Here is a 21767-nt window from a genome sequence, read left to right on the forward strand (position 1 = left end):
GTTGGATGCCCGTATGGACCACGAAAAGGTCAACATCCTCCTCGTCGACGACCAGCCGGCCAAGCTGCTCGCCTATGAGGTGATCCTGAAGGATCTCGGCCAGAACCTCGTGATCGCCTCGTCCGGTCGCGAGGCTCTCGAGGTGCTGCTCAAGACCGAGATCGCGGTGATCCTGGTCGACGTCTGCATGCCCGAGCTCGACGGCTTCGAGCTCGCCGCGATGATCCGTGAGCACCCGCGCTTCCAGAAGACCGCGATGATCTTCATCTCGGCCATTCAAGTCAGCGACATCGACCGCCTGCGCGGCTACGAGATGGGCGCCGTCGACTACGTCCCGGTCCCCGTCGTGCCGGAGGTGCTGCGCGCCAAGGTCAAGGTGTTTGCGGAGCTCTATCGCAAGACGCGCGAACTCGAACGACTGAACCAGGATCTCGAGGACCGCGTGCGCGCACGCACCGCCGAGCTGGAGAATTCCACTGCAAAGCTGCGCGAGAGCGAAGAGCGGCGCAGCATGGCGATCGCCGCCGGCAAGATGGGTTCCTGGGACTGGGACTGGATCACCGGCGACTGGATGTGGGACGAGGGACAATACCGCATCTTTGGTGTTGGGCCGGAGAGCTTCGCGGTGAATCCGGCCAACGTTCAGGCGCTGTTGCATCCGGATGACGTCGATCAGTTGCGCAAGGCGATCGCCGAATTCAACAAGGGCACACGCTCCTATGAAACGGAGTTCCGCATCGTGCGGCCCGACGGCGATGTGCGCTGGTGTGTCGGCACGGCCGCCGCCACGGTTGACGATAGTGGTCGGGTGATGCGCGTCAGCGGCGTGACGGTGGATATCACCGAACGCAAGCGCGCCGAGGAACGGCAGACTCTCCTGGCGCGGGAAGTCGATCATCGCGCCAAGAATGCGCTGGCGCTGGCGCAATCGATTGTGCGCCTCACCCGCGCCGACGAGGTCAAAGCCTATGTCAGCGCCGTCGAGGGACGCATCAATGCACTGGCGCGCGTGCATACGATCCTGTCACTGTCGAGCTGGCAGGGTGCCGAACTCTCGAAGCTGATCGACGAGGAGCTTGCGCCCTATTCCCTCGGCGGCCAGATCAAATTGGCGGGGTCCGAAGTTCAGTTGCTGCCGGCGACCGCCCAGACGCTGGCGCTGGCGCTGCACGAGCTTTTCACCAACTCGGCGAAGTATGGCGCGCTCTCGACGCGGACGGGACGGCTCGCAATCGGCTGGCAGGTCGAGGACGAGCTGCTCACGCTCACCTGGGAGGAATCCGGCGGCCCGCTCGTCATGACGCCGAAATCCCGCGGCTTTGGTACGCGGAGCCTGCTTGCGAGCGTCGAGTCCCAGCTCGGCGGGCAGGCGCGATTCGATTGGCGCGCCGAGGGTCTGTTGTGCCGGCTCGAGGTGCCGCTGGTCCGCAAGACCGCCGCGACGACCACGCCCGGCAACTTCGAAGCCGCGAGCTCCGCCGAATTGCAGCGCGCGTCCGGTTAACCGGAGGCCGCACTCTTCCTGCGCTGCGTCGTTTGCGGTTCGCGCGCGACCCGCCCTTCGAGCCAGGCTTCCGTTTGGGCGAGATCGCGCAGCGCCTTGGCATAGCGGCGCGCCGCGCTTCGCTCCGCGCCGCGGGGCAGTTTGCGCGCTTTGCGGAGGATGTCCGCAGCAGCGTTGCGATAAGCCAGAGAGCGATAGAGAAAGACCACCTTACCCATATCGAATGTTCCCGTGTTGCAGGGTCATTCTCGCCCACCCGGCATGAACGTCGGATGAAGCGGGCGATAACGATTCCTTCATGCGGATGGAACCGGCGCGTGTCGCAGGCGTTGCTTGCGAGATTGGGATAGAGTTCCATGCGCGCGAAGAAGTCGTCGGACCTGATCTCTCCCAGCGGGCTCGTCAAGCTGATGACGCACGCGATGATGGGCGCAGCCTTGGGACTCGCTTTCAGCCTCTTGCTCGTGCTGTCCAATCCCGGCGTCGCCAATTTGCTGAGTCACGGCGGAAGGCAGGCCGTTGTCGTTTTCGCCCTCACATTGGTGACGACGTTCGCGATCGGCGCAACACTGACCGGGGTCGTATTCATCCTCGAAGAGGACAAGCAATCTTGAAGGATGCGTGCTTTACCGGAACTTCTTTGTTCGGAACTCCTGCGACCAATGGCAGTTGGCTGCCTGCGTCAATTCAACTCAGGGAGTTCCCGCATATGAAGACCACCAAGCTCGCTCTTGCCGTGATGTTGGCAACCGGCCTCGCCGCCGCACCGTTCGCCGTGCAGGCCAAGTCGCACAAGGCAAAAAACGGATCCTCGATGTCATCGTCGCAGACCACCACGGGCGCCAACACCAAGTCTTCCAAGGGTGCTGATCCCTCCGGTCAGGGCGGCTCCGGCCCCGGCTCCGACCAGGGCGGCACCATGACGAACAACAAGGGCGGCATGAGCAACACCAAGTAGGTGTTCCCCGAAATCATGAAGGCCCCGCGATCGCGGGGCCTTTTGCTTTGGTGTTCAAACGAACTTTTTCCCAGGCCGCTTCGTCAATATGCGGTATCGACGAGCCCGGCACGTCGCGTTGCGCCAAGGCTCAGCTACGATGGATGCCCAGGATGCCAGGATGAACGCCGGCAGGATCTGATTTCACCAGATGATCGAGCCGTGCCCGCTTGCGGGCGATCAAGAGCTGGGCCGCGGCGTCGTCGAGCCCCTCGCGTTGCAGCTGCCGGATCGCAGAGCCCAGTTCGAGAATCTCGGCGCGCAGCTTTAGAATCCGGTACACATCCGGGTCTTCCTCCACCGTGCGCTCCCAAAGCTCTCAGCGGCGCGCGACCACGCGCAGAGGACTACCTGCTGCCTTCGCGGAACGAAGGCGCATCCTATCGCGGACATTCGGCAGGACATCGCCGCCACCTGCAGCCTTCCATTCGCCGATCAGCAGATTGATTTTCCGGCGCAGATCCATCTGCGCCAGGGCCTTCTCCGTGCAGTCGCGATCGCGCTCGCGCTCGACGAGTTCGCGGACGGACACCTCGATATCGGCCATTTCCAACCTCAAGGCGCTGATTTTATGTCGAATTTCATTAATTCTATTGTCCATGACTTGTTGGAACAAAATAAGAACATATAGTCAAGTCACGATTTCAGAAGGGAGAAGCGATATGCAGGTTCAGGGTAGATACGACGCCAAAGCTTTCCTCACCGAGCAGATGACGCGGGCGCAGGGCCTCCGGCTGAAACGGCTGAGCGAAGAGGCATATCAACCCGCGCAATATGCGCGGGATCTGTCCTCCAGCGAGGCAGCGCGGCGCATTCAGGTGCTGGAAGCGGAGATCGAGCTGGCGGATTCCTTCTAGGCTAGGCCGCGTATCCCCCCACGTTGCTTGCGCTTTCGGAACTATGCCTGTCTCGGATTGTTTTCCCAGGCCAAGGGAGAACATGCATGGCACGCAAGGCAAAGAAGCGCCGCTACTCGCGCAGCTCCGGCAGCGATGTCGAAGGCGAGATGAAGCGCTACAAGCAGGGGACCGCGAAAAGCGGACCTGGCGGTCGAGGCGGACGCGTGAAGAGCCGCAAGCAGGCGATCGCGATCGGCCTGTCGAAAGCGCGCAAGAAGGGCAAGAAGGTCCCGAAGAAAGCCGCAAAACGGAAGTCGTCCAAGAAGACATCAAAGAAGACATCTCGGAAAACTTCCAAGAAGAGTTCGAAGAAAACGTCGAAGCGCAAATCCTCCAAACGGTCGCGCTGACCTCCGTCAGATCATGCTGCCCGGCATGAAGCAGCGGATCGACACACCGAACGCGGTCTTCACCGGCCACACCATGGTGCGGCCGGCCCGGTTCGGCTCGGTGATCACGGCTTCGTCCGGTACCTCGACCCATTCGCCGTCGAGCCGCACGCGATAATGTCCATTGTGCGAGTCCCAATCGGGATCGGCGACGGCAAACCCGTCCGCATCCGAGCAGCACGGACCGAGATGGCTGCGCAGGCCGTCGAACCACGGCTTGAGAGGTGAGTCCGCGTAGCGGCCGTCGTCACGCCCGAGAGCGTTTCCGCCCCACAGCACGAACGGCGCCACGAGCAGCGCAGCCGTCAGCGAGAGCTTCAATCGATCCATGTCGGCACCGATCAAATACGAATTGCCGGCCGGCTCAGCGGCGGCAAGTTCGAAGTTCCACGCTTGCAATCGTCGGCGGCTTCATTGCCGCCGAGTCCATACGAGATCCGTAATTGTGATGAACGAACACGGCTTTTTCGGACGAACCGGGTCATCCTCCCTGCCGTTAACGAGAATGTTATCGGCGGGCATCCGAAATCCTGAAGGCGAACAGGAAAGGCGGCCCGTAGGCCGCCTTTTTGGAGTTGCGCCGATCGACGTTCGACTTATGCGAGCGGCACCGCCACGAACCGCGTCGCCTGCGCGCTTCTGACCTGCAGCAGCACGCTGCGCTTGCCGGACGATTTCGCCTGCGCCAGCTCCGAACGGACATCGCCGATATTGGCGACGGCCTTGCCCCCCACATTGAGGATGACGTCGCCGGTCTGGATGCCGCGCTGCGCGGCCGGACCTTGCGGATCGACTTCGGTGACGACGACGCCCTTCTGGCCGGCGCCCTGGACGTCGCCGGCCGGAGCCAGGCTGAGGCCAAGACGCGGCGGCATGCCGGCATCTGGCTGCGACTTGCCCTCGTCGGCTCTAGCCTGTCGCTCGTTCGGCAACTCGCCGAGCGCCAGTGTCACCGTCTTGTTGTCGCCCTTGTGGACGACATCGAGCTTCACGGACGTGCCTGGCGCCAGGGTGGCGATGGTGCGGGCGAGATCGCGGGAATCCTTGATCGCGGTGCCATTGACGGCGGTGATGACGTCGCCCGCCTCGATGCCCGCCTTCGCTGCCGGGCTGCCGTCCTGCGGATTGTCGACGATCGCGCCGCGCGCCTCCTTGAGGCCGAGGCTGTCGGCGATATCCGACGTCACCGGCTGCACCTGCACGCCGAGCCAGCCGCGTGTGACCGCGCCCTTGTCCTTCAACTGTGCGACGACGAGCTTTGCGGTCGAGGCCGGAATGTCGAAGCCGATGCCGACCGAGCCGCCGGAGGGCGAGAAGATCGCAGTGTTCACGCCGATCACGTTGCCATTCATGTCGAAGGCCGGGCCGCCGGAGTTACCCTTGTTGATCGGCGCGTCGATCTGGATGAAGTCATCATAGGGACCGTTGCCGATGTCGCGGCCGCTGGCCGAGACGATGCCGGCGGTCACGGTGCCACCGAGGCCGAAGGGATTGCCGACCGCGACCACCCAGTCGCCGATACGCGGCTTCTGGTCGGAGAATTTGACGAACGGAAAATCCTTCTTTCCCTCGACCTTGATCAGCGCGAGGTCCGTCTTCGGATCGGTGCCGACCACTTTCGCGCTGTAGATCGCGCCGTCGTCCATCGTCACTTGCACCGACTCGGCGTGATCGACGACGTGGTTGTTGGTCACGGCGTACCCGTCCGCTGAGATGAAGAAGCCGGAGCCCTCACCCGTGATCATCTGGCGGTGCTGGCGCGGCATGCCTTCCATGCCACCCGGGCCGCGGAAGCCGAATTGCCGTGAGAACTGGTCAAACGGCGATGCTTCGTCCGAATCCATCCGGTTCTGTTGCAGCATCGCGCTCTTGTCGTTGTCCTGGTCGATCCTAACCCGCACCGAGATGACGGCGGGTTTGACCTTGCTGACGAGGTCGCCGAAGCCCGGCGGCGTCGCGGCGCTCTCCGCGGCCTGGGCGGGCGCAATGAAGGAGGTTGCGCCGAACGGCGAAGAGCCGGGAGCAGTCGCCAGCACGGCCAGGCCAAGCGCGGCCACGGTGCCGAGCAGCGCGAGTCGGCGCGGTCTGAGGATCTTGCGGGACGCGGTGGTGTCGGAATTGACGTGATCGTTCATGTCGATATGTCCATGTTCGGTAAGTCGCCTTGGACCCAACATGGTGGTCGCCACCTTACAGCGTCCCGTCCACGCGATTAAATCTTGGCAAAGTAGCCGGGGCCGGCGACACGGCCAAAAGTCGAGACTGCACGTTTGATGCAGCTCAACGCGGGCCCTGCGCACCGTGAAAGACTGCAGCCACCGGATGATGTCCACCGGAGGCGCGTCATGTACAAAGACATTCTCGTCCACATCCCTACCGAGCGGCCGATGCGCCCGGTGATCGATGGCTCGATCTCACTCGCAGCGGGCCTCAACGCCCATCTCGACGCAGTCGCGGTTGGTTATGTGGCAACCAGTGCAGCCTACGTCATGGAGGGCGGCGCCGCCGTGGCGGCGGTGTTCGAGATGGAGCGCGAAAGCGCAGTGGAGAGGGCCGAGGCGGCGCTCGCGGTGTTCAAGAGCGAAGCGATGAACGCCGGCATTTCCTATACATGCCACCCACTCGGGGCGATGCCGGGGGATGCGGTCGGGTTGCTTGGCGAGATGGCGCGGCTGCACGATCTCAGCATCGTGCTCCAGCCGGATCCGGCGCAAGGCTCACTCGACAACGATGTGCCCCGCGAGATCCTGTTCCAGGCGGGCGGGCCGGTGCTTTTCCTGCCCTACACCTTCCATGGAGCGTTCAAGGCGAAACGAATCGGCATCTGTTGGGATGGCAGCCGCCTCGCCGCGCGCGCCATGCGCGACGCCGCACCATTCCTGGCTCGCGCCGAGGAGATCGTGATCATTGCGATCAACGAAACAGACATGGTTCCCGACGAAGTCTCGACGCGCAATCTGGCAAGGCACCTCGGCCGGCGCGGACTGTCGACCCGCACCGTCAACCTGTCGGCGGCGCGCTCCGACATTCAGCCGACCATGCTGTCGCTGGCAGCCGATGAGAACCTCGATCTTCTGGTCATGGGCGGCTACGGCCATTCGCGACTGCAGGAGCGGTTCCTCGGCGGCGTCACCCGCGCCATGCTGGAAGCCATGACCGTTCCGACGCTGATGTCGCATTAATCGAGGGACGACCAGGTCGGGCCGGTCACAAGACCTGTCGTTCGGGCCGACAACCGCGTCCTTGAGCGGTGCCGGCACCGGCAAGTTCAGGTCATCTTCGAACGAGTTGGACCGTCACGCCGCAGCGGGTCTCTCCCACGCCGTGGCCTCGACGCCGTCCTCGTCGTGTTGCGCATTGCACGCGTCGAAATGCGCCTTGAGTTCGACTTCGGCGAGATATTCGAAATGTTCGGCCTGGCCGAGCAGTTCCCAGCTCTGGAGCGGCCGGTAGGCGGCCTGCTGACGACAGAGGGACGCTAGCGCGCGGTAGCGACGTACGTTGTCCATGAGACCCTCCCTCGCATTCACAGAGCTTATTGCCCTTATTTGCGTCAGGGCGATGGCGGTTGTGCAAAAGATTTGCTGCGCCCGCCGCGCGCTTGACCCGCTTGATTCTAGGCAAACGCGTGTTGGGCCGAAAGTTCCAATCAGCGTAGACTCAATATGTCTGGTGGAAAGTGGCAGGCCCTGGCACAGCCCATTCGGGTACCGGCTCGCTCCGCCTGTATCCGGTAGCCTACCGGATGAGCGCGGGCTCACCGGTCCGGATCGTCTGCGCCGAACTATGTTGCAGCTCCGGAACCCTGCCGGCTTCCGCAGCAGCGCGGATGGCGGCGATGTTGCCGGCATAGTCTGCGCTGCTCTTGCCGCGAAACACGGCGGAGCCCGCCACAAGCGTATCGGCACCCGCAGCGGCCACGGCAGCGGCATTGTCGCGCGTGATGCCGCCGTCCACCTCGAGCCGAATCGACCGGTCGCCGATCATGCTTCGAATCCGCCCGATCTTCTCGAGCTGGGACTCCAGGAAGGACTGGCCGCCAAAGCCCGGATTGACCGTCATCACCAGGACGAGATCGAGACGATCGAGCACATATTCGATCGCGCTTTCGGGAGTGGCGGGACACAGGCTGACACCGGCTTTCTTACCGAGCGCGCGGATGGCCTGGAGCGAGCGATCGAGGTGCGGACCGGCTTCGGCATGCACCGTGATGAGATCCGCGCCGGCCTTCGCGAACGCCTCGAGATAGGGATCGGCCGGCGCGATCATGAGATGCACGTCGAATCTTTTCTTCGTCAGCGGCCGGATCGCCTTGATGACGTCCGCGCCATAACTGATGTTCGGAACGAAATGTCCATCCATGACGTCGCAATGAATCCAGTCGGCACCCGCAGCGTCGATCGCCGCGATCTCCTCGCCGAGGCGGGCGAAATCCGCAGCCAGGATCGACGGCGCGATGAGGATTTCTCTGGTCATGGCTTCGCACTCCCCTGCGCGTCCGCAACGCCGCTAAACACGCGGCTCGCCAGGACGTCCATGGGATCGATCGTTTCGAGGTCGGCGATCTCGAGCATGCGATCGAGATCGGATACCAGGCGATCGGCCTGCCGCAGGCGGATGCGGTCGACGGCATTGCGGATCGAGCGTGCATTCGAAAAGAACGGCTGGGTCCGGCGTAGCGCAATGTATTTCTCGAAAGCTTCGCGCGCCGCCGCCGACAAGCGATAACCCCGTTCCTTCAGCATCAGCTCCGCGATGACGAGCAGCTCGGCTTCCGCATAGTCCGGAAAGTCGATGTGATGGGCGATGCGCGAGCGGAAGCCGGGATTGGAGGCGAAGAAGCTGGTCATTCGCTCGCCATAGCCGGCAAGGATCACGACGAGGTCTTCGCGCTGGTTCTCCATCACCTGGAGCAGAATCTCGATCGCCTCCTGGCCGTAGTCGCGCTCGTTGTCGGGACGGTGCAGATAATAGGCCTCGTCGATGAACAGCACGCCGCCCATCGCCTTCTTCAGGATCTCCTTGGTCTTCGGCGCGGTGTGGCCGATATACTGGCCGACGAGATCGTCGCGCGTCACCGAGATCACCTGCCCGCGCCGCACGAAGCCGAGGCCGTGCAGGATCTTTGCCATGCGGAGCGCAACGGTCGTCTTGCCGGTGCCGGGATTTCCGGTGAACGACATGTGCAGCGTCGGCGGCGACGAAGCCAGTCCCGCACGCTGCCGGATACGTTCGATCAGCAAGAGCGACGCGATCTGGCGCACGCGGTTCTTCACCGGCTTCAATCCGATCAGCTCCTGCTCGAGCTGTTGCAGCGTGCCGGTGATTCCAGCCGCTTCGGCCTCCTTGCGGAGATCGAAACTGGTCTCGCCGGGTTCAGTGGTCATTGCGTGGGGAACATCCAGCATCGGCACCTCGAAGAAAAGGGCTTCGCCGCGGGGGAGCGGCGAAGCAGTGGTCCGCCAAGGAAACGGAGCAGGGAGTGCTCCGCGCGGAGGAGAATGAGTTAGGTTGGCGCGTGCGCGGGCTGCCGACGCACGGTGGTGTAGCGGATCGCGCGTCCGCCCACCTCCTGCCGCACCAGTTCGAACTCGGCCTCCTGCGGCGGGCGGTTGACGATGAACGAGATCCGCACCGACTCCCAGCCGTGGCTGGAGTCGAAGCCGCTGAGACGGATGTAACGGTCGCCATACACTCTGCGGCATTCGGCGAGCTCCATCATCACGCCGGCGGCGTCCTGGAGATCGAACATTGGCAGGCCCCACATCTCCCAATAGGTGTTGCGGGGATGCGGATCGTCGGTGAACTCGATGTTCACCGCCCAACCGTTGGTCAGGCAATACTGCACCTGCTTGGTGATCTGGTCGTCGGTCAGATCGGGCAGGAACGAGAAGCAGCCTTGGGTCAGCTTCATGTCAAATCTCCTCAAACGGTTTCGAGCGCGGTCGGCACGAAGTCGGGCGTGTCGGTGGATTCATAGTTGAAGGTGACGTCCTTCCAGACCTCGAGTGCGGCTTTCAGGGGCGTGCAGGTCTCGGCCGCCCTGGCCAGGATCTCCGGACCTTCGTGGACATAGTCGCGGCCCTCGTTGCGGGCGAGGATCATCGCTTCCAGCGCCACGCGGTTGGCGATCGCGCCGGCCGCGATGCCCATGGGATGGCCGATGGTACCGCCGCCGAACTGCAGCACGACGTCCTCGCCGAGCAGGTCGAGCAGCTGGTGCATCTGGCCGGCATGGATGCCGCCGGAGGCGACCGGCATCATCTTGTTCAGGCTCGCCCAGGACTGGTCGAAGAACAGGCCGTGTTCGAGTTTGGTCGGGTTGAAGTCCTCGCGGCAAACATCATAATAGCCGCGCGTGGTGTTCGGATCACCTTCGAGCTTGCCGACCACCGTGCCGGCATGGATGTGGTCGACGCCGGCAAGCCGCATCCACTTGGCGATGACACGGAACGACACGCCGTGGCTCTTCTGCCGCGTGTAGGTCGAGTGACCGGCGCGATGCAGATGCAGGATCATGTCGTTGCGACGCGCCCATTTCGCCATCGACTGGATCGCGGTGTAGCCGATCACGAGGTCGATCATGACGATGCACGACCCGAGCTCCTTCGCGAACTCGGCGCGCTCGTACATGTCCTCCATCGTTCCCGCGGTGATGTTCAGGTAGGTGCCCTTCGCCTCGCCGGAGGCCGCCTGCGCGCGGTTCACCGCCTCCATGCAATAGAGGAAGCGGTCGCGCCAGTGCATGAACGGCTGCGAGTTGATGTTCTCGTCATCCTTGGTGAAGTCGAGCCCGCCCTTCAGCGCCTCGTAGACCACGCGGCCGTAATTGCGGCCCGAAAGCCCGAGCTTGGGCTTGACGGTGGCGCCGAGCAGCGGCCTGCCGAACTTGTCGAGCCGCTCGCGCTCGACCACGATGCCGGTTGCCGGTCCCTGGAACGTCTTCACATAAGCGACGGGGAAGCGCATGTCTTCCAGACGCAGCGCTTTCAACGGCTTGAAGCCGAACACGTTGCCGATGATCGAGGCCGAGAGGTTGGCGATCGAGCCCGGCTCGAACAGGTCGAGGTCATAGGCGATGTAGGCGAAATACGAGCCCGGCGTGCCCGGCACCGGATCGACGCGATAGCATTTTGCGCGATACTTCTCCGCGGCGGTCAGGCGATCGGTCCACACCACCGTCCAGGTCGCCGTCGAGGATTCGCCGGCGACAGCGGCCGACGCCTCGATCGGATCGACGCCCTCTTGCGGCGTGACGCGGAACAGCGCGATGACATCGGTGTCCTTTGGCACATAGTCAGGCTCCCAATAGCCCATGCGCTTGTATTCCATCACGCCCGATCGATATCTTTCCTTGCCGCGGACGGTTCCTGCGTGTGCGTTCATGGCTCTCTCCTGCTCTTCTCTCTCTGAATGATTAGGCTGCGACAGGCTCGCGGGCGTCGACGCTCGGATCGAGTTCTCCGGCGCGGTAGCGCCGCGCCATCTCGCTCAAGGGAACGACCTTGATCCGGCTGGCGTGTCCTGCGGTCCCGAACTGCTCGAAGCGCTCGCGGCAGAGCTCGCGCATCGCATCCATCGCCGGCTTGAGGAATTTGCGTGGATCGAACTCCGAGCGCGTTTGCGCCGCAACTTTGCGGAACACCGCGGTCATCGCCAGTCGGCAGTCGGTATCGATATTGACCTTGCGCACGCCGCTCTTGATGCCGCGGACGATCTCCTCGACCGGCACGCCCCAGGTCTGCGGCATCTCGCCGCCGAACTGGTTGAACATGTCCTGGAGCGGCTGCGGCACCGAGGAAGAGCCGTGCATCACGAGATGCGTGTTCGGCAGCCGGCGATGAATCTCCTCGACCACCCGCATGGCCAGAATGTCGCCGTCCGGCTTGCGGCTGAACTTGTAGGCGCCGTGCGAGGTGCCCATCGCGATCGCGAGCGCATCGACCTTGGTGGCGCGGACGAAGTCGACCGCCTGGTCGGGATCCGTCAGCAACTGATCATGGCTGACCGTGCCTTCGACGCCGTGGCCATCCTCCTGCTCGCCGCCGCCATGCTCGAGCGAGCCGAGCACGCCGAGTTCGCCTTCAACGGAAGCGCCGACCCAATGCGCGAGATCGACGACGCGGCTGGTGATCGCAACATTGTAGGCGTAATCGGCCGCGGTCTTGGCGTCGGCCTTGAGCGAGCCGTCCATCATCACCGAGGTGAAGCCATGCGCGATGGCGGAGGCGCAGGTCGCCTCGTCATTACCGTGGTCCTGGTGCATGCAGAGCGGGATGTCCGGATAGGTCCGCTCCAGCGCGTCGATCATGTGCGAGAGCATGAGGTCGCCGGCATAGCTGCGCGCGCCGCGCGAAGCCTGGATGATGACGGGCGCATCGACCTCGGCCGCCGCCTGCATGATCGCGATACCCTGCTCCATGTTATTGATGTTGAACGCCGGCACCGCGTAACCGTGACTGGCGGCGTGGTCGAGCAGTTGGCGAAGGGTGATACGGGCCACGACAATTCCTCCTGTTATTGCTTGCCTGTGCGGGCCATCGCCCGCCGGGCGGCTTCCGCAACGCTTTGTGGCGTGATGCCGAATTCGCGGTAGAGCACCGGGGCCGGCGCTGAAGCACCGAAGCCGCGCATGCCGACGAATTCGCCCTCGGTGCCGATCCAGCGATGCCAATCGCCGGCGACTGCCGCCTCGATGCCCACCCGGGGCACAGTGCCGAGCACGGCAGCGCGGTAGTCCTCCGGCTGCTCCTCGAACAACGCGAAGCAGGGTGCGGAGACGACGGCCGCGCGGATATGCTCGGTGGCAAGCAGGCGAGCCGCTTCCAGCGCAGTCGAGACTTCCGAACCTGTTGCAATGAGCGTCACGTCTCGGCCGCCGTCCGGCGAAACAATCAGATAGGCGCCGCGTGCGACGCGGTTTCTTCCACGGACATCGCTGCGGAAGGTCGGCAGGGCCTGACGGGACAGGCACAGCACGGAGGGACGATTTTCAGCTTGGAGCGCGCAGTCCCAGGCTTCCAGCGTCTCAACCGCGTCGGCCGGCCGGAACACAAGCAGGTTCGGAATGACGCGAAGCGCTGCGAGATGCTCGACTGGTTGATGCGTGGGGCCGTCCTCACCGAGACCAATGGAGTCATGGGTCATCACATGAATGACGCGGATCCGCATCAACGCCGCAAGGCGGATCGCCGGCCGGCTGTAATCAGAGAAGGCGAGGAAGGTGCCGCCATAGGGAATGAAGCCGCCGTGCAGCGCGAGGCCGTTCATCGCGGCCGCCATGCCGTGCTCGCGGATGCCATAATGGATGTAATCGCCGGCGAACGCGTCGCGCTTGACCGGGGTCTGCGCCTTGGCATGCGTCAGGTTCGAATGCGTGAGGTCCGCCGAGCCGCCGACAAATCCGGGAATCGTCCCTGCGATGCCGTCGAGCACCTGTTGCGACGCCTGCCGCGTCGCAAGCTTCGGACGCTCGGTGGCAAAGCGTTCGCGCAATTTCGCCGAGGCTTGGGCATAGGCGTTCGGCAGGGCAACCGTCTTGCCCTCGACAAACAGATCGCGCTGCTCGGGCGTCGCGCATTCATAGCGATCGAGCCAGGCGAGACGCGCGACCTGCCCGCGCTGCCCGATCATCCGCCATGCTTTCAGGATCGGGATTGGCACCACGAAGGGCTGATAGTCCCAGCCGAGCGCTCGCCGCGCCGCTGCCGCCTGCTCGGTGCCGAGCGGCGCGCCATGCGCCTTCTCGGTGCCCTGACGATCCGGCGCGCCATAGCCGATGATGGTGCGGCAGGCGATCAATGACGGTCTTGTGCTCTCACGCTCCTCGGCGATCGCCTGCGCAACTGCTTCGGGATCGTGCCCGTCGACACGGCGAACCGACCAGCCGGAGGCAGCGAAGCGCGCGAGCTGGTCGTCGGAGGTCGCGAGCGAGGTCGGGCCGTCGATCGAGATGCCATTGTCGTCGAACAGCACGATCAGGCGGCCCAGCCCGAGATGGCCGGCGAGCGAGATCGCTTCCTGGCTGATGCCTTCCATCAGGCAGCCGTCGCCGGCGATCACATACGTAAAGTGGTCGACGAGGCCATCGCCATGCCGCGCATTGGCCATGCGCTCGGCGAGGGCCATGCCCACCGCGGTCGCAATCCCCTGCCCCAGCGGACCGGTCGTCGTCTCGACGCCCGGCGTGTGGCCATATTCCGGATGCCCCGGCGTCTTCGAGCCCCATTGCCGAAAGGCCTTGATGTCATCGAGGCTGAGGTCGCCGCCGGTGAGATGGAGCAATGCATAGAGCAGCATCGAGCCATGGCCCGCCGACAGCACGAAGCGGTCGCGGTCCGGCCAATTGGGGTGAGCCGAGTCGAATTTCAGGAAGCGCGAGAACAGCACGGTCGCGACATCGGCCATGCCCATGGGCAGGCCGGGATGGCCGGACTGCGAGGTCTCGATGGCATCGACCGCGAGAAAGCGGACGGCATTGGCGAGATCGCTGTGCGCAACCGCCGTGAGGTCGGCGTCAGCGTGGACGGAGATGTTCATCGGATACTCTCCTTGTTCACTTCAGGTTTCGCTTGCGCTCGATCAGCTGCATGATCAGCGGCGTCAGGATGAGCTGCATGGCGAGATCGAGCTTCGCGCCGGGGCAGACGATCGAATTGGCGCGGGACATCCAGCTTTGCGGCAGCATCGAGAGCAGATAGGGGAAGTCGATGCCGCGGGGATTCTTGAAGCGAATCACGACCATCGATTCATCCGGCGTCGGGATCCAGCGCGCGATGAATGGATTGGAGGTGTCCACCGTGGGCACGCGCTGGAAGTTGATGTCGGTTTCGGAAAATTGCGGGCAGATGTAGTGGATGTAGTCGGGCATCCGCCGCAGAACGGTGTCGGTGACGGCCTCGGTCGAATAGCCTCGCGCACTGCGGTCGCGATGCAGCTTCTGGATCCATTCGAGATTGATGACGGGCACGACGCCGATCTTGAGGTCGGCATAGCGCGCGACGTTGACCTTGTCGGTGACGACCGCGCCGTGCAGGCCTTCGTAGAACAGCAGATCGGAGCTCTCCGGCAGTCGTTTCCATTCGGTGAAGGTGCCGGGTGCGGCACCATGCAGCGCGGATTCCTCGGCATCGTGGACGTAGTGCCGCGTCATCGCTGTGCCGCTCTCGCCATAGTCGCGGAACGCCCGCTCCAGCTCCTCGAACAGGTTGGTCTCGGGGCTGAAATGGCTGAAATGCCTGTTGCCGCGATCGGCCTCCTTCGCCATCTGCGTGCGCATTTCCGCGCGATCGTAGCGATGGAAGGCGTCGCCTTCGATGTAGGCGGCGTTGACCTTCTCGCGGAAGAATATCTGCTCAAAGGTCTTCTTGACCGACGTGGTGCCGGCGCCGGAAGAGCCGGTGATGGAGATGATCGGATACTTCCTGGACATAGGATGCCTCGCTCACAGCCGGAAGAAGCCGCGCCGCGCGAACAGCGGTGCGGAGACGCTGGCGACCAGCAAGGGATCGCAATGCAGCTCCTCGACGCGCTGCACCTCGTTGCTCGAGCCCATGATCAGCGGCACGCGCTGGTGCAGGCTCTGCGCCGAGAGTTCGAGGATGCGCTCGCGCCCGGTCGAAGCCGAGCCGCCGGCCTGCTCGATGATGTAAGCCATCGGGTGCGCCTCGTAGACGAGGCGCAGGCGGCCGTCGCCATAACCGGGCCGTGCATCGGAGGGATAGAGGAACACGCCACCGCGGGTGAGGATGCGATAGGCCTCGGCAACCAGCGAGCCGACCCAGCGCATGTTGAAATTGTGATTGGCCTGCCCTTCCACACCGGCGAGGCATTCGTCGACGAAGGCGCGCACCGGCTGTTCCCAATGCCGGCGGTTCGAGGCGTTGATCGCGAACTCCTCGCACGTCTCCGAGATCTGCACGGCGCTGCGGGCGAGACGGAAGCAACCGGACTTGCGGTCAAGCGTGAAGATGTCGACACCCTCGCCAAGCGTCAGCACCAGCGAGGTCTGCGGGCCGTAGGTGACGAACCCCGCCGCGAGCTGCGCCGAGCCGCGCTGATGGAAGGCGAGCGTGAGATCATCGGGCGCGGGCAGGATCGAGAAGATCGTGCCCACGGTCATGTTGATGTCGATGTTGGAGGAGCCGTCGAGCGGATCGATCGCGACGCAGATCTTCGCCGCGCGGTCGCCGATCTGCGGTTCGCGCATCTCCTCTGACGCCAGTGCCGCAATCGGCAACTTGCCGAGGCAGCGGCGCAGGATCGCGTCGGCCTGCACGTCGAGATCGCGCTGGACGTCACCGTCGCTATTACGGCCGGTGGTCAGGCCCGATGCGTCCGCAAGGTCTCCCGTCGCGATGAGATCGGCGATCTCGATCGCGGCTGCCGCGATGGCGTCGACCGCGGCCGCCACGGCCAGCGCATGCGGCGCCGTCTCGGAATACCGCTGAAGGTGGTCGTCCAGCCTGAGTTGCCCGGTCATCTGCGTCCATCCCCTTGCTGGTGCCGTATCCAGTTCCCTCCCCGCTGGAGGTCCGGTGCGGTCAGTGCCAACAACGATGAGATTGACAGGGGTGGCTTAATAAGGAAAATTTCTATTCATAATGAGTGCCAAAGAATTATCTTATAATGCCTCAGCACAGCTCCGGCATCTGACGATCCGGCAGCTTCGCTCGCTCGCGGCGCTCGCGGCCAAGGGCAGCGTCACGGCCGCATCGACCCAACTCGGCCTGACGCAGCCGGCCGTGACCCAGCAACTGCGCCAGCTTCAGGATCTCGCCGGACTGCCGCTGCTGCAGCGGACCGGCGACGGCATGCTGCTGACGGAGGCGGGCAAGGAGGTGCTTACCCTCGCCGAGCGGGTCGAAGCCGCAATCGCCGACTGCCAGGGCGCGCTCGACCTGCTTGCGGGGCGGACCGGCGGCACGGTGCATCTCGGCGCTGTCTCGACTGCAAAGTATTTCGTGCCGCACGCGATCGCGGCATTCTCGAAGCGGTATCCGAAGATCGAGCTCAAGCTCACGGTCGGCAATCGCGAGGAGATCCGCGAGGCCATGCACGGCTACGATCTCGATTTCGCGGTGATGGGTCGGCCACCGGCCGATGTCAGCGTCGACGTCCGGCAGCTCGGACGCAATCCGCACATCATCGTCGCCCGCAGGGGGCACTGGCTGGAGAAGGATTCCGGCCTCAACCTGACCGACCTCGTGCACGAGACCTTCCTCACCCGCGAGCCCGGCTCGGGCACGCGGACACTGATGGAAGGCATGTTCCAGAGGTCGGATCTCGAGCCGATCATCGGCATGGAGATGAGCAGCAACGAGACCATCAAGCAGGCTGTCATCGCCGGGCTCGGCATCGCCTTCATCTCGGCCCACACCGTGGCGCACGAGCTCACCGAGGGCCGGCTGATCGTGCTCGACGTCGCGGGCCTGCCGATCGTGCGGCAATGGTACGTGATCCGCCGCAGCGACAAGGTGCTGTTGCCACCGGCGCAGGCGATGTTCGATTTCTTGGGATCGGAGGGGTCGAACTATCTTCCCGAATTGCCCGAACTCGGCGCGCGATAGCCCGTCGAATTTCAGCCCATCAGCTTCATCGCGACCGTGGCCGCGAGAATGACGATGATCTGGAGCAGGCGCTCGGTCGTGAAGATGCGGTTAAAGGTGGTCATCGCTTGCCCCGGCCGAATTGGGATGTCTCGGTCGGGACGTTGCTAGCACAGGCGGGCGTCGAGAGAACTCCGTAATCGCCCCGTGGTCTCCGTACGCAACCCGACGACCGGCCCCTCGGCGGGCCTGCCCAAGGCCGCGCCGATGGTTAACGATCAGGCCGCACGCGTCGCGGCGTAGTCCATCCGCGCGGCAAAATAGGCTTCCAGCTCCAGCAGCGCCCGCGCTTCCCAATCCTTCGCCTGCTCGAGCAGCGACCAGCTCTGGCCCGGACGGAATGCAGCGGTCTGGCGATAGAGCGACGCGATACCGCGGTAGCGGCGCACGTTCTCCAAGATGGCGTGCCCGGTGATTTGGCCGTTCATGTCCGAAAACTCCCTCGTCATTCCCGGGGGAGAAATTGCGGCCAAATCTTTTTCGAAAAGTTAGCGCCGCACAGCAAGCGTGCGAATGGTTTCCGGACTGTTGCCTGCGCGCAACGTGCGCGACCGCGCAAGGCCGATCTATTGCGAATTCGTTGCCGCGCTCTCGCTCCGCGGCTTCAACCCGCCGCGGCTGATGATCGCCATCGTCGCACGGCAGAGATCGGCAAGGCCGATCACCAGCACGGCGAGCAGGCAGAACAGCTTGATGGAATCGGCATGCGCGCTGGTCAGCGAATTGAACTCGAAGAAGGGCGGCATGAACGCCCACCACACCAGCGGAATTGTAAGCACCGCGGCGAACGCCGCCGCCGGTGCGCCCGCGACAATGCCGAGCACGAACAGGCTGGGTAGGAACGCCGCGAAATAAAGTTTTGCGCCGAGCGCAACACAGACGCCCTGGAGCGCAGCCGACATCGCGACAACGACGAATCCAAGCAGAAACGCCTGCCACGACCATGGTCGTACCCGCGGTACGCCAACCAGCCCCGCACGCCTCATCAGCCTCCCCCTGCCGCCCGTTAACCAGGCTCGCTTGCGACCAAAGTACTACAGCGGCAGGGAAACTGCGAGGTGGAAATTGCCGGCCGGACGGCCTTGGTAAACGGGCCGAATCGCGCAATCTGGACCACCGCGGCCGCTACTCGGTGGCCGCATAGATCAGCCCTGCGACGGGCAACGCGAGGCCAATGGCCGATGCGAGCGTCCAGCCGCCTTGCGCAAACGCCCAGGCGCCGACCGCCGAGCCCGCCGCGCCCGCCGTGAAGAACGTCGCCATGTAGAGGCCGTTGAGGCGGCTGCGGTGCTCATGCCCCAGCGCGAAGATCGCGCGGAAGCCGAGCACGACGTTGCCCTGCACGCCGATGTCGATCGCGATCGCGGCCACGACCAGGCAGGCGAGGTTCAGCACCGATCCGGCCGCGCCGACATGCGTGATCAGGAAGCCCACGGCCGCGAGCAGCAGCGCGACCAGTGTTGCCATGCGGCTGTGGCCGCGATCGGCAAGCCGCCCCGCGATCGGCGCCGCGAACACGCCGGCGACACCGGCGAGCGCGAACAGCGCGATGCCGCTCTGGGTGAAGCCGAACTCGCTCGCGAGCAGCAGCGGCGTCACGGTCCAGAACAGGCTGAAGGCGCCGAACAGGCTGGCCTGGTACAGCGCGCGGCGGCGCAGCAGCGGCGTGGTCCGCGCCAGATGCGGCATCGACAGCAGCAACTCGCCGTAATGCATCCGCGCGACCGGCTTACGCTTCGGCAGCGTCATCCAGAGCACGGCTGCGAGCACGATCATCAGCGCGGCCGAAGAGAAGAACACCGCGTGCCACGACAGCATCGCCGTGACGAAACTCGACACCGGCCGCGCCAGCATGATGCCGAGCATCAGGCCGGTCGAGACGTTGCCGACGACGCGGCCGCGAATGGCTGCCGGCGCCAGATGCGCCGCATAGGGAATGATGATCTGCACCGCGACCGAGCCGAGCCCGATGAACAGCGCGGCGATCAGGAAAGGCAGCGCGTGGGACGCGAACCCCGCGGCGAGCAGGGCTGCCGCGCCGAGCGTGATGACGGAGCAGATCAGGGTACGGTTCTCGACCAAGTCGCCGAGCGGCACGATGAAGAGAAGCCCCACGCCGTAGCCGATCTGCGTCATGGTGACGATCAGCCCCGCCGCTTCATGCGACAGGCCGAGCGCGGCGCTGATCGGGGCGATCAGCGGCTGGGCGTAATAGATGTTGGCGGCGACCATGCCACAGGCCGCGGCAAGCACGAAGGTCAGGAGCTGCGACACTGCATCCGGATCCGGCGCGGTCTCGATCGTGGCATTCATCGTCATTCACACAGTCTCCGAACTATAGGAAACGCTTGTTCCCTAATATGACAAAAAATTCAGGCGAGCAGCTTCATCGCGACAGCGACCAGGCGCTTGCCGTCGAGCGAAAGGCGCGCCTTGCCGACGACGCGCAGGCCCTGCGTGATGCAGATCATCAGCCGCGCGGTGTCATCGGCGGCGACATGGCGGGGTATAGAGCCGTCGGCCTGCCCCTCGCGAATGAGGCCGGCGATGAAGCCTTCGTTGGTTTCCAGCCGCGCGCTGACGAGGGCGGCGACCACCGGATCGACCGCGGACAATTCGACGGCGCTGCCGACCACGAGGCAGCCGCGCCGCCCCTCGCTGCCCTGGGAATGCTCTACATACGACAGCAGCATGTTGCGCAGCCGCTCGCGGCCATTGGCGCCTTTCGCCGCCGCGCTACGCGTCTGCTCCTGGCGCAGGGCCACGTAGCGCTCGAAGGCGGCGAGAAACACCGCATGCTTGTCGCGAAATGCCTTGTAAACGCTGCCGGTCGCCAGCCGCATCGCCGTGGTGAGATCGCCGATCGAGGTGGCATGATAACCGCGCTCGGAAAACACGCGGACGGCCCTGTCGAGCGCGGTGTCCATGTCGAACTCCCGGGGACGGCCGGGCGGACGGGCAATCGGCTGGGATTTGCGGGCGGTCTTTTGCATTGCGGGATAATAGGGAATGATTGTTTCCGAATAAAGACACTTGGTTGTGATGCGATCACGGATCAAACTGATGGCTCAGGCGTCGTCCTGGCGAAGGCCAGGACCCATTATCCAGGGAGGGGTTTGGCGGACATTCGTTCGGTGGGATTGATACCGCGTCAAATCGCTTGACCTCGCGGTATGGGTCCTGGCCTTCGCCAGGACGACATTTGAGATTGTTGCGCCTGACTGCCGCGACATGGCCAATTCCGAGCGAAGCACGGGATAGCATCGCCTCTAAGCGGCGGCGGACTGACAGGGGGCGACACAGGAAGTCCCGTAGCCCGGATGGAGCGCAAGCGTAATCCGGGAAGGTGCGAACGCCGCGCGAGCGGCCCCGGGTATCGCTACGCTCACCCGGGCTACAGGAGATCACCCCGTCGTTCGCACCGGCGTTCCATCCGCCATCATGGTCACGCCCTTCCGTTCGACGATCATCCCGTACGCCTGCGGCTGACGGTGAACGTCGAAATTGAAGGTGGTGCGCTTGTAGGAGTTGCAGAGATCGAGATCGCAGCGGGCGAGCGCGATCTCGTCGCTCTTGGTCGTGCATCGCGCGATGATCTCGCCGGAGGGCGCGATGACGCAGCTTCCGCCGATGTGGTCGACGCCCTCCTCGACACCCGCTTTGGCGACGCCGACCACGAAGGTGCCGTTCTGGTAGGCGCCGGCCTGCATCACCAGATGATTGTGAAACAGCGAGAGATCGTCATGCTCGGGCGCGGGCGGATTGTGCACCGGCGTGTTGTAGCCGATCATCACCATCTCGACGCCCTGCAGGCCCATCACCCGATAGGTCTCGCTCCAGCGGCGGTCATTGCAGATCGCCATCCCCATCACGCCGCCAAAGGCCTCGGTCACGCCAAAACCATCGCCGGGCTCGAAATAGCGTTTTTCCAGATGCTGGAATTCGCGCCAGGGCTCGTGCTCGGCATGCCCGGGCAGATGAACCTTGCGATATCTGGCGACGATGGCGCCGCTCTTTTCGACCAGGATCGAGGTGTTGTAGCGCCTGACCATTCCGGCCTCGACCGTCAGCTCGGCATAGCCAAGGTAGAATCCGATGCCGATCTCGCGCGCGAGATCGAACAACGCCTGCGTCTGCGGCCCCGGCATCTCGCGCTCGAAGAAGCTGTCGATCTCCGCCTGATCCTCGAAATACCAGCGCGGAAAGAACGTGGTCAGCGCGAGCTCGGGATAGACGATCAGGTCGCAACCGTTGGCGTGCGCCTGGCGCATCAAGGTCATCAGGCGCGCCACGACCGCGGTTCTGGTCTCGGTCCGCGCCACAGGGCCAAGCTGGCCGGCCGCGATCGTCACAAATCTCGCCACGAATCTT

At 64.2% G+C, this 21767-nt stretch carries 26 protein-coding genes; 7 read left to right on the top strand and 19 right to left on the bottom strand.

From position 1 onward, the window contains the following. The first annotated feature begins 13 nt into the window (after window positions 1–13). Entirely contained in the window at window positions 14–1504 is a 1491-nt protein-coding gene (locus AC0L30_RS24780) for an HWE histidine kinase domain-containing protein (protein ID WP_473405399.1), read from the top strand. Here AC0L30_RS24780 and AC0L30_RS24785 read toward each other — a convergent pair. Next, window positions 1501–1722: a hypothetical protein gene (locus AC0L30_RS24785; protein WP_007594788.1), complete on the bottom strand. Its 222-nt coding sequence runs from the start codon at window positions 1720–1722 to the stop codon at window positions 1501–1503. The two genes, AC0L30_RS24780 and AC0L30_RS24785, sit on opposite strands and share 4 nt — an antisense overlap. A 138-nt stretch (window positions 1723–1860) precedes the next feature. Between AC0L30_RS24785 and AC0L30_RS24790 the strand changes: the two genes are divergently transcribed. Beyond that, entirely contained in the window at window positions 1861–2118 is a 258-nt protein-coding gene (locus tag AC0L30_RS24790) for a hypothetical protein (protein ID WP_007594789.1), read from the top strand. 95 nt (window positions 2119–2213) lie between these two features. Next, window positions 2214–2462, top strand: coding sequence for a hypothetical protein (locus AC0L30_RS24795; RefSeq protein WP_473405400.1), 249 nt, complete (start codon window positions 2214–2216; stop codon window positions 2460–2462). A 130-nt stretch (window positions 2463–2592) separates the two neighbouring features. Here the strand turns inward: AC0L30_RS24795 and AC0L30_RS24800 are convergent, their stop codons facing one another. Together AC0L30_RS24800 and AC0L30_RS24805 are read right to left on the bottom strand one after the other, a co-directional pair. Then, window positions 2593–2802, bottom strand: coding sequence for a hypothetical protein (locus tag AC0L30_RS24800; protein WP_007594793.1), 210 nt, complete (start codon window positions 2800–2802; stop codon window positions 2593–2595). Window positions 2803–2820: 18 nt separating this feature from the next. Beyond that, window positions 2821–3048, bottom strand: coding sequence for a hypothetical protein (locus tag AC0L30_RS24805; RefSeq protein ID WP_473405495.1), 228 nt, complete (start codon window positions 3046–3048; stop codon window positions 2821–2823). 115 nt (window positions 3049–3163) lie between these two features. Here AC0L30_RS24805 and AC0L30_RS24810 point away from each other — a divergent pair, with 115 nt between their 5' ends. Further along, complete coding sequence (locus tag AC0L30_RS24810; protein ID WP_007594797.1) at window positions 3164–3358, top strand: DUF3072 domain-containing protein; 195 nt, start codon at window positions 3164–3166, stop codon at window positions 3356–3358. Between the two features lie 86 nt (window positions 3359–3444). After that, a complete protein-coding gene (locus AC0L30_RS24815) occupies window positions 3445–3750 on the top strand; it encodes a DUF6496 domain-containing protein (protein ID WP_007594799.1) in 306 nt (101 codons plus the stop codon). Between the two features lie 6 nt (window positions 3751–3756). Here the strand turns inward: AC0L30_RS24815 and AC0L30_RS24820 are convergent, their stop codons facing one another. Next, window positions 3757–4119 (bottom strand): hypothetical protein, encoded by a 363-nt coding sequence (locus AC0L30_RS24820; RefSeq protein WP_007594801.1) that lies wholly within the window; start codon window positions 4117–4119, stop codon window positions 3757–3759. A gap of 266 nt (window positions 4120–4385) precedes the next feature. Further along, window positions 4386–5924, bottom strand: coding sequence for a Do family serine endopeptidase (locus AC0L30_RS24825; protein WP_007594812.1), 1539 nt, complete (start codon window positions 5922–5924; stop codon window positions 4386–4388). A 210-nt stretch (window positions 5925–6134) separates the two neighbouring features. On the opposite strand from AC0L30_RS24825, the gene AC0L30_RS24830 reads away from it, so the two are divergent. Continuing rightward, window positions 6135–6971 carry a universal stress protein gene (locus AC0L30_RS24830; protein WP_007594814.1) on the top strand — a complete coding sequence of 279 codons (837 nt, stop codon included), beginning with the start codon at window positions 6135–6137 and terminating at the stop codon, window positions 6969–6971. A gap of 114 nt (window positions 6972–7085) precedes the next feature. On the opposite strand, the gene AC0L30_RS24835 is transcribed toward AC0L30_RS24830, so the two are convergent. From AC0L30_RS24835 to AC0L30_RS24875, 9 genes are all read right to left on the bottom strand, one after another. After that, window positions 7086–7298: a hypothetical protein gene (locus AC0L30_RS24835; RefSeq protein WP_007594821.1), complete on the bottom strand. Its 213-nt coding sequence runs from the start codon at window positions 7296–7298 to the stop codon at window positions 7086–7088. A 229-nt stretch (window positions 7299–7527) separates the two neighbouring features. Further along, complete coding sequence (rpe, locus tag AC0L30_RS24840) at window positions 7528–8265, bottom strand: ribulose-phosphate 3-epimerase (RefSeq protein WP_473405401.1); 738 nt, start codon at window positions 8263–8265, stop codon at window positions 7528–7530. Beyond that, window positions 8262–9197, bottom strand: a complete 936-nt coding sequence (gene cbbX / locus AC0L30_RS24845; protein WP_007594831.1) for a CbbX protein — start codon at window positions 9195–9197, stop codon at window positions 8262–8264. The genes rpe and cbbX overlap by 4 nt, the downstream gene beginning before the upstream one ends. 98 nt (window positions 9198–9295) lie before the next feature. Beyond that, window positions 9296–9703: a ribulose bisphosphate carboxylase small subunit gene (locus AC0L30_RS24850; protein ID WP_007594833.1), complete on the bottom strand. Its 408-nt coding sequence runs from the start codon at window positions 9701–9703 to the stop codon at window positions 9296–9298. 11 nt (window positions 9704–9714) lie between these two features. After that, complete coding sequence (locus AC0L30_RS24855; protein WP_007594836.1) at window positions 9715–11175, bottom strand: form I ribulose bisphosphate carboxylase large subunit; 1461 nt, start codon at window positions 11173–11175, stop codon at window positions 9715–9717. Window positions 11176–11206: 31 nt separating this feature from the next. Continuing rightward, entirely contained in the window at window positions 11207–12292 is a 1086-nt protein-coding gene (gene fba / locus AC0L30_RS24860) for a class II fructose-bisphosphate aldolase (RefSeq protein ID WP_007594838.1), read from the bottom strand. Window positions 12293–12306: 14 nt separating this feature from the next. Then, window positions 12307–14328 carry a transketolase gene (gene tkt, locus AC0L30_RS24865; protein ID WP_007594840.1) on the bottom strand — a complete coding sequence of 674 codons (2022 nt, stop codon included), beginning with the start codon at window positions 14326–14328 and terminating at the stop codon, window positions 12307–12309. Window positions 14329–14344: 16 nt separating this feature from the next. Then, entirely contained in the window at window positions 14345–15220 is an 876-nt protein-coding gene (locus AC0L30_RS24870) for a phosphoribulokinase (RefSeq protein WP_007594842.1), read from the bottom strand. Between the two features lie 12 nt (window positions 15221–15232). Continuing rightward, a complete protein-coding gene (locus AC0L30_RS24875; protein WP_007594848.1) occupies window positions 15233–16270 on the bottom strand; it encodes a class 1 fructose-bisphosphatase in 1038 nt (345 codons plus the stop codon). Window positions 16271–16391: 121 nt separating this feature from the next. Here AC0L30_RS24875 and AC0L30_RS24880 point away from each other — a divergent pair, with 121 nt between their 5' ends. Beyond that, window positions 16392–17357 carry a LysR family transcriptional regulator gene (locus AC0L30_RS24880; RefSeq protein ID WP_007594850.1) on the top strand — a complete coding sequence of 322 codons (966 nt, stop codon included), beginning with the start codon at window positions 16392–16394 and terminating at the stop codon, window positions 17355–17357. Between the two features lie 257 nt (window positions 17358–17614). Here AC0L30_RS24880 and AC0L30_RS24885 read toward each other — a convergent pair whose 3' ends face one another. The 5 genes from AC0L30_RS24885 to AC0L30_RS24905 all read right to left on the bottom strand — a co-directional run bounded on the left by AC0L30_RS24885 (window position 17615) and on the right by AC0L30_RS24905 (window position 21760). After that, window positions 17615–17824 carry a hypothetical protein gene (locus AC0L30_RS24885; protein WP_007594851.1) on the bottom strand — a complete coding sequence of 70 codons (210 nt, stop codon included), beginning with the start codon at window positions 17822–17824 and terminating at the stop codon, window positions 17615–17617. Between the two features lie 138 nt (window positions 17825–17962). Next, window positions 17963–18382, bottom strand: a complete 420-nt coding sequence (locus AC0L30_RS24890; protein WP_007594853.1) for a hypothetical protein — start codon at window positions 18380–18382, stop codon at window positions 17963–17965. Window positions 18383–18521: 139 nt separating this feature from the next. Beyond that, a complete protein-coding gene (locus tag AC0L30_RS24895) occupies window positions 18522–19715 on the bottom strand; it encodes an MFS transporter (RefSeq protein WP_354127345.1) in 1194 nt (397 codons plus the stop codon). 53 nt (window positions 19716–19768) lie between these two features. Beyond that, window positions 19769–20389, bottom strand: coding sequence for a TetR/AcrR family transcriptional regulator (locus AC0L30_RS24900; protein WP_035993264.1), 621 nt, complete (start codon window positions 20387–20389; stop codon window positions 19769–19771). A 411-nt stretch (window positions 20390–20800) separates the two neighbouring features. Beyond that, the gene (locus AC0L30_RS24905) at window positions 20801–21760 is read right to left on the bottom strand and encodes an N-carbamoyl-D-amino-acid hydrolase (protein WP_007594872.1); all 960 of its coding nucleotides are present in this window, start codon (window positions 21758–21760) and stop codon (window positions 20801–20803) included. Between the last annotated feature and the right edge of the window lie 7 nt (window positions 21761–21767).

It is taken from the genome of Bradyrhizobium sp. MI1.11 (assembly GCF_055811255.1).

What these genes read in the sequence shown, in the direction of transcription:
- AC0L30_RS24780 (WP_473405399.1), top strand. Translation starts at nt 14, where the DNA reads ATGGACCACGAAAAGGTCAACATCCTCCTCGTCGACGACCAGCCGGCC.
- AC0L30_RS24785 (WP_007594788.1), bottom strand. Translation starts at nt 1,722, where the DNA reads ATGGGTAAGGTGGTCTTTCTCTATCGCTCTCTGGCTTATCGCAACGCT.
- AC0L30_RS24790 (WP_007594789.1), top strand. Translation starts at nt 1,861, where the DNA reads ATGCGCGCGAAGAAGTCGTCGGACCTGATCTCTCCCAGCGGGCTCGTC.
- AC0L30_RS24795 (WP_473405400.1), top strand. Translation starts at nt 2,214, where the DNA reads ATGAAGACCACCAAGCTCGCTCTTGCCGTGATGTTGGCAACCGGCCTC.
- AC0L30_RS24805 (WP_473405495.1), bottom strand. Translation starts at nt 3,048, where the DNA reads ATGGCCGATATCGAGGTGTCCGTCCGCGAACTCGTCGAGCGCGAGCGC.
- AC0L30_RS24810 (WP_007594797.1), top strand. Translation starts at nt 3,164, where the DNA reads ATGCAGGTTCAGGGTAGATACGACGCCAAAGCTTTCCTCACCGAGCAG.
- AC0L30_RS24815 (WP_007594799.1), top strand. Translation starts at nt 3,445, where the DNA reads ATGGCACGCAAGGCAAAGAAGCGCCGCTACTCGCGCAGCTCCGGCAGC.
- AC0L30_RS24820 (WP_007594801.1), bottom strand. Translation starts at nt 4,119, where the DNA reads ATGGATCGATTGAAGCTCTCGCTGACGGCTGCGCTGCTCGTGGCGCCG.
- AC0L30_RS24825 (WP_007594812.1), bottom strand. Translation starts at nt 5,924, where the DNA reads ATGAACGATCACGTCAATTCCGACACCACCGCGTCCCGCAAGATCCTC.
- AC0L30_RS24830 (WP_007594814.1), top strand. Translation starts at nt 6,135, where the DNA reads ATGTACAAAGACATTCTCGTCCACATCCCTACCGAGCGGCCGATGCGC.
- AC0L30_RS24835 (WP_007594821.1), bottom strand. Translation starts at nt 7,298, where the DNA reads ATGGACAACGTACGTCGCTACCGCGCGCTAGCGTCCCTCTGTCGTCAG.
- rpe (WP_473405401.1), bottom strand. Translation starts at nt 8,265, where the DNA reads ATGACCAGAGAAATCCTCATCGCGCCGTCGATCCTGGCTGCGGATTTC.
- cbbX (WP_007594831.1), bottom strand. Translation starts at nt 9,197, where the DNA reads ATGCTGGATGTTCCCCACGCAATGACCACTGAACCCGGCGAGACCAGT.
- AC0L30_RS24850 (WP_007594833.1), bottom strand. Translation starts at nt 9,703, where the DNA reads ATGAAGCTGACCCAAGGCTGCTTCTCGTTCCTGCCCGATCTGACCGAC.
- AC0L30_RS24855 (WP_007594836.1), bottom strand. Translation starts at nt 11,175, where the DNA reads ATGAACGCACACGCAGGAACCGTCCGCGGCAAGGAAAGATATCGATCG.
- tkt (WP_007594840.1), bottom strand. Translation starts at nt 14,328, where the DNA reads ATGAACATCTCCGTCCACGCTGACGCCGACCTCACGGCGGTTGCGCAC.
- AC0L30_RS24870 (WP_007594842.1), bottom strand. Translation starts at nt 15,220, where the DNA reads ATGTCCAGGAAGTATCCGATCATCTCCATCACCGGCTCTTCCGGCGCC.
- AC0L30_RS24875 (WP_007594848.1), bottom strand. Translation starts at nt 16,270, where the DNA reads ATGACCGGGCAACTCAGGCTGGACGACCACCTTCAGCGGTATTCCGAG.
- AC0L30_RS24880 (WP_007594850.1), top strand. Translation starts at nt 16,392, where the DNA reads ATGAGTGCCAAAGAATTATCTTATAATGCCTCAGCACAGCTCCGGCAT.
- AC0L30_RS24885 (WP_007594851.1), bottom strand. Translation starts at nt 17,824, where the DNA reads ATGAACGGCCAAATCACCGGGCACGCCATCTTGGAGAACGTGCGCCGC.
- AC0L30_RS24890 (WP_007594853.1), bottom strand. Translation starts at nt 18,382, where the DNA reads ATGAGGCGTGCGGGGCTGGTTGGCGTACCGCGGGTACGACCATGGTCG.
- AC0L30_RS24895 (WP_354127345.1), bottom strand. Translation starts at nt 19,715, where the DNA reads ATGACGATGAATGCCACGATCGAGACCGCGCCGGATCCGGATGCAGTG.
- AC0L30_RS24900 (WP_035993264.1), bottom strand. Translation starts at nt 20,389, where the DNA reads ATGCAAAAGACCGCCCGCAAATCCCAGCCGATTGCCCGTCCGCCCGGC.